Origin of the sequence: Mesorhizobium sp. M7A.F.Ca.MR.362.00.0.0, from assembly GCF_004023175.1 — a bacterium.
Lineage (GTDB): Bacteria > Pseudomonadota > Alphaproteobacteria > Rhizobiales > Rhizobiaceae > Mesorhizobium.
In genome coordinates, this window is record NZ_RZTF01000741.1 from 1 (window position 1) to 1,383 (window position 1,383).

General features: G+C 64.4%; 2 protein-coding genes. One reads left to right on the forward strand and one right to left on the reverse strand.

Translation table 11 applies throughout. From position 1 onward, the window contains the following. The coding region (locus EOC06_RS37305; protein WP_164898998.1) for a LysR family transcriptional regulator at nt 1–871 on the forward strand (871 nt) is incomplete at its 5' end. Nucleotides 872–892: 21 nt separating this feature from the next. Here the strand turns inward: EOC06_RS37305 and tsf are convergent. Beyond that, on the reverse strand, nt 893–1,383 hold a 491-nt coding region (gene tsf, locus EOC06_RS37310; RefSeq protein WP_128310119.1), incomplete at its 5' end, for a translation elongation factor Ts.

Consider the following 1,383-nt stretch of genomic DNA (forward strand, 5'->3'; position numbering starts at 1 on the left):
CGGCTTTGCGCTTGCCGCTGCCGAACTCGGCATGAGCCCTTCGGCGGTCAGCCACGCTGTACGCCTTGTGGAGGAGCGCATCGGCCAGCCGCTCTTTGCCCGCACGACCCGCAGCGTATCGCTGACCGAGGCCGGTCAGGCGCTTGTCGCGACGGCCGAGCCCGCGCTGCAGGATATCGCCGAGCGGATGGAGCGTATCCGCGGCATCAAGGGTCGCCCGGCGGGACTGCTCAGAATCAATGTATCACATATCGCCGTCCCGATGGCGGTGACGCCGGTGGTGACGGCCATGGCCGAGCGCTATCCGGATGTGACAGTGGAAATCTTTGCCAATGAAGGATTGGTCGATATCGTCAGCGAAGGCTTTGACGCCGGCATCAGACTTGGCGAAATGATCGCGCAGGACATGATCGCGATCCGGATGACCCCGCCATTCCAGGTGATCATCGTAGCGTCACCAGCCTATATCGGCCGGCATGGCCGCCCGCACAGCCTGGCCGATCTCGCCGCCCACAATTGCATCGGCTACCGTCTGGTGCGATCCGGCGCGGTCTATCGTTGGGATTTGACGGAGGACGGCAAGGACGTGGCCGTGGAAACGCGCGGCACCGCCATCGTCACCGATTCGCTTGCCGCGATCGACCTGGCGCTGTCGGGAATGGGACTGGCCTATGTGTTCGAGCCGCTGGTGCGCGCCGACCTGGCCGCTGGTCGGCTTGTCCAGGTGTTGCCGCAGTCGGCAATCGAGGAACCAGGCCTGTTTCTCTACTTTCCGCGCCGGGCGGCAATGGCACCGAAGCTGCGCGCCTTTGTCGACGTCACACAAGAAATCGGCCGGACACCCTCGCGAGCGCCCGGCCGAGTTGCCTGAGCCGAAAAGCTGCTTGGCAGCTTACTTCTTGACCGCTGCAGCGACTTCCGCTGCGAAATCGGTCTCTTCCTTCTCGATGCCCTCGCCCAGCGCAAAGCGCAGGTAGGCGGTGATCTTGGCCGGGGCGCCGATGTCCTTCTCGGCATCCTTCAGCGCCTTCTCGACAGTGATGTCGGGATTGAGCACGAAGGCCTGCTTCAGGAGCACGACTTCCTCGTAGAACTTGCGCAGACGGCCCTCGACCATCTTCTCGATGATCGCTTCCGGCTTGCCGGACTGGCGCGCCTGGTCGGAGAAGATCGCCTTCTCGCGTTCGACCGCGGCCGGATCGATCTGCTCTGCGGTCAGCGCCAGAGGGTTGGTGGCGGCAACATGCATGGCCACCTGGCGGCCAAAGGCGTTGGCTGCATGCTCATTGCCCGTGGTCTCGATCGCGACCAGCACGCCGAGCTTGCCAAGGCCGTCGGCAACCGCGTTGTGGACGTAGGTAGCGACAGCGCCGTGCGGGACGG